The sequence below is a fragment of the Mesorhizobium sp. Cs1321R2N1 genome (genome assembly GCF_037179725.1).
In the GTDB taxonomy this organism is placed as follows: Bacteria; Pseudomonadota; Alphaproteobacteria; order Rhizobiales; family Rhizobiaceae; genus Mesorhizobium; species Mesorhizobium salmacidum.
Genome location: NZ_JAPYKP010000259.1, coordinates 1 through 3454, shown reverse-complemented (window position 1 = coordinate 3454; position 3454 = coordinate 1). Strand labels below are relative to the sequence as shown.

Genomic DNA, 3454 nt, shown 5'->3' with positions numbered 1-3454 from the left:
CCCTGCGGCGAAGCGCCTATAAAAACTGCGGTCAGGCCTGCCGGGCGACCAGCTCGGCATAGCGCTGCAGATAGAGCGGCCAGCCCTGATCGCCGGCGACGCCGTCGCGGACGCCTTCCCAGCCCTGGCCATGGCGCTCCAGGTTGCGGTGCTCGATTTCGACGCGGGTGCGCTCAGCCGTTTCGGCGGTGAACCGCACCTCCCACTCGCTGGTCTTGGCCGGATCGGTCTCGATGCGCCATTGCGGGCTGATGTCCCAGCTCAAGAGCACGCGGTTGGGCGGCTCGTAAGCCAGCACGCGCGCCCAGCGGCACTCGCTGCCATCGACGCCGCGGTCATAGACGTGGCCGCCGACCCGAGGCTCGAACACCGTCTCTGCGATCTGGGCTGCAAGCAGATTGTGCTCCGGTGGTTTGAAACTGCCGAAATCCTCGGTGAAGACCTTGAAGGCGCGCGCGATCGGCGCCTCGACCACCACGGATTGTTTCACGGAGGCGATGGGGACTTGCGTGTTCATGGTCACTCCTCTGGTGGGGTCTCGACGGCCAGCTTGTAGGCCGCGAGCGTCTTGCTCCAGAACCGGTCGAGCCAGGCGCGCATCTGGCCAAGCCCGTGCGGATCGATGTGGTAGACGTTGCTGGCGCCCTTCGGCTCCGCGCGCACCAGCCGCGAATCCCGAAGCACCTTGAGATGCTGCGACACCGCGGACTGCGACACGCTGACCTGCCGCGTGACCTCCGCCACCGTGCGCGGCCGCTCCGCGATCAGCTCGAAAATCTGCCTTCGGGTCGGATCACCCAGGGCGGCAAGCTGTGCGCTATCAACAGTCATGGCTTATGATTAGTGTAGACTGATGATTGAGTCAAGCGGCGCGTGGCGGGCCCTGTTTGGCAGCGCGGAAATTGACTCCCGAGAGAGATCACGGTTCAATTCGGGTGGAAGGAATTACGAAGGTCGAAATCCACCCGGGCATAGGGCTTGGCCGCGCGGCTATCCCTTGCGCTCTTCAAGGCTGTTGCCGCCGTCGACCACCAGCAAGGCGCCGTTGATATAGCTGGCGCTCTCCGAGGCCAGGAACACGACCGCCGCCGCGACCTCGTCCGGCCGGCCGGCGCGGCCCGGCGGTGCATGCAGGGCCGCTATCCGCTCCGCCTCGCTCGACGCGCCTGTCTCGATCCAGCCAGGCGCCACGGCATTGGCGGTGACGCCGTGGCGCGCCACTTCCAGCGCCAATGTACGGGTCAGGCCGACCATCCCGGCCTTCGCGGCGGAATAGGCGGCGGTGCCCTGGTAGGAGACCAGCGGCCCGGTCACCGATGCGACATTGACGATGCGCCCATACCCCGCTTCGACCATCGCCGGCAGAAACGCCCTGGTGACGAGAAACGCTGTCTTCAGACTGGTCTCGATGCCCTGGTCCCACTCGGCCTCGCTCATCGCCAGGAACGTCTTGTCGACAGACGGCGAGGCCAGCGATCCCATGCCGGCATTGTTGACCAGGATATCGACAGCGCCGACCTCGGCCCGCAGCCGCGCCACCTCCGCGGCAATGGTGAGATCGGCGACCGCGGCCGTGGCATAAATGCCCTCGCCCCGAAGCTCGCCAGCGCGCTCCAGCACCCGCGCACTGGCGCCGGTGAGGAAAACCGCATATCCCGCCTGGCCAAACCGGCGCGCAATGGCAAAGCCGATGCCGTCAACAGCGCCAGCGCCGGTGATCAGGACGCGCCGGATTTTGGAGGTGGGGGCAACCACGTCAGCACTCGCATGGATTGATGTTGGATGCTCGCGTGAAAAAACATCGTCCTTGTGCGTCATGTTTCTCATTGTCTTTCTGGTGCGTGTTCGAATACTTAGGGTATGGGGGAACAACCGATCAATATCGTTAGGCTCGAAACACTTATTGCCGAGGCGCAAGCCTCCGGCGGGTCCGAACTTGCCAACTACCAACTCTTTGTAATGGGCCTGTGCGAGGCTTTAGGTCTCGACCGTCCTGCTATGGCGCAGGAACAAAATCATCTGAACGACTATGTGTTCGAGCGTAGGGTGGATTTCAAGCATCCTGACGGCACTCGCTCCGCAGGAAGAATCGACTGTTATCGCAAGGGTAGCTTCATCCTCGAAGCCAAGCAGTCGGGCAAACGTCAGGCTGCTAAGGTCGATGCCAGCCAGTTGCTGTTGATCCCAGAGGAGGCATCCCACCGCAAACCCGGCCAGGCTAAGCGCGGTACGAGGGGCTGGGATCAGGTCATGCTAGCCGCGCGTAAGCAGGCGGAGGACTACGCTCGGGCCTTGCCGGTCGAACACGGCTATCCGCCCTTCCTGCTCGTGGTCGATGTCGGGCATGTGATAGAGGTCTATGCTGACTTCTCCGGCCAAGGCAAGAACTACGCCCACTTCCCCGATAGGCAGTCCTACCGCATCGGCATGGACGATCTTCGGGATGCGAAGGTACAGGCGCGGCTCCGCGCCATTTGGACTGACCCGCATTCGCTGGACCCTACCAAGGTTTCAGCCGAGGTCACACGAGACATAGCCGAACGACTCGCGAGGATCGCGAAGCGGCTGGAGGGCAAGCACGACGCAAAGGACGTTGCCGAGTTCCTGATGCGCTGTCTGTTCACGATGTTCGCGGAAGACGTGAAGCTCATTCCCGAGAAGGGTTTCCAGAAGCTACTCGGGCAGATGAAAGACACGCCCGAACATTTCGTTTCGGCGCTGGAAAGCCTTTGGGCTGTGATGGACAGTGGCGGCTATGCTCCTCATCTGAACGCGACGTTGAAAAAGTTCAATGGTTCGCTGTTCAAGAAGCGAACAGCCCTGCCTCTCGCGCGCGACGACATCAGCGAGCTGTGGATCGCAGCAGGTAAGGATTGGTCAGATGTAGAGCCTGCCATCTTCGGTACGCTGCTTGAGCGTGCGCTTGATCCGCACGAGCGGTCGAAGTTGGGAGCGCACTACACGCCGCGCGCCTATGTCGAACGTCTTGTTGTGCCCACGATAGTCGAACCGTTGCGCGCCGATTGGGAGCTTGTTCAGGGGCAGGTGAAGGAACTACGAGACAAAGGGGACCAAGCTGGAGCCTTGGCTGCGGTGAAGGATTACCACCACAAACTCTGCACGACACGTGTTCTGGACCCAGCCTGTGGCACAGGCAACTTCCTCTATGTCAGCCTCGAATTGATGAAGCGGCTTGAAGGCGAGGTGCTGGAGGCCCTGGACGACCTTGGCGAGGATGCACCGAAGTTCCTGATGAAGGGCGAGACGGTTGATCCGCACCAGTTCTTTGGGCTGGAGTTAAACCCTCGTGCTGTGCCCATTGCAGACCTAGTTGTGAGCTTTCGGGAGGTTGTCCATTCGGACCGAACCGAGGAGACTGGAGTTACCAGGCTTCAGTACAGATCGGAGGGTCCGAATGAACATCCACAAGAATGCCCGTCTGACGCCGCTGCGT

General features: G+C 62.0%; 4 protein-coding genes. 1 reads left to right on the top strand and 3 read right to left on the bottom strand.

Annotated elements, in window-relative coordinates:
- Window positions 1–31: 31 nt before the first annotated feature.
- The 3 genes from O7A61_RS31545 to O7A61_RS31535 all read right to left on the bottom strand — a co-directional run bounded on the left by O7A61_RS31545 (window position 32) and on the right by O7A61_RS31535 (window position 1755).
- On the bottom strand, window positions 32–517 hold the full coding sequence (locus O7A61_RS31545; protein ID WP_337133073.1) for an SRPBCC family protein: 486 nt from the start codon (window positions 515–517) through the stop codon (window positions 32–34).
- 2 nt (window positions 518–519) lie between these two features.
- On the bottom strand, window positions 520–831 hold the full coding sequence (locus tag O7A61_RS31540) for an ArsR/SmtB family transcription factor (RefSeq protein WP_140509564.1): 312 nt from the start codon (window positions 829–831) through the stop codon (window positions 520–522).
- 159 nt (window positions 832–990) lie between these two features.
- Entirely contained in the window at window positions 991–1755 is a 765-nt protein-coding gene (locus O7A61_RS31535; RefSeq protein ID WP_337133072.1) for an SDR family oxidoreductase, read from the bottom strand.
- 105 nt (window positions 1756–1860) lie between these two features.
- Here O7A61_RS31535 and O7A61_RS31530 point away from each other — a divergent pair.
- On the top strand, window positions 1861–3454 hold a 1594-nt coding region (locus O7A61_RS31530; RefSeq protein WP_337133071.1), incomplete at its 3' end, for a type IIL restriction-modification enzyme MmeI.

Excerpts from the sequence above, each read along its gene's own strand:
- O7A61_RS31545 (WP_337133073.1), bottom strand. The coding sequence starts at position 517 with ATGAACACGCAAGTCCCCATCGCCTCCGTGAAACAATCCGTGGTGGTC.
- O7A61_RS31540 (WP_140509564.1), bottom strand. The coding sequence starts at position 831 with ATGACTGTTGATAGCGCACAGCTTGCCGCCCTGGGTGATCCGACCCGA.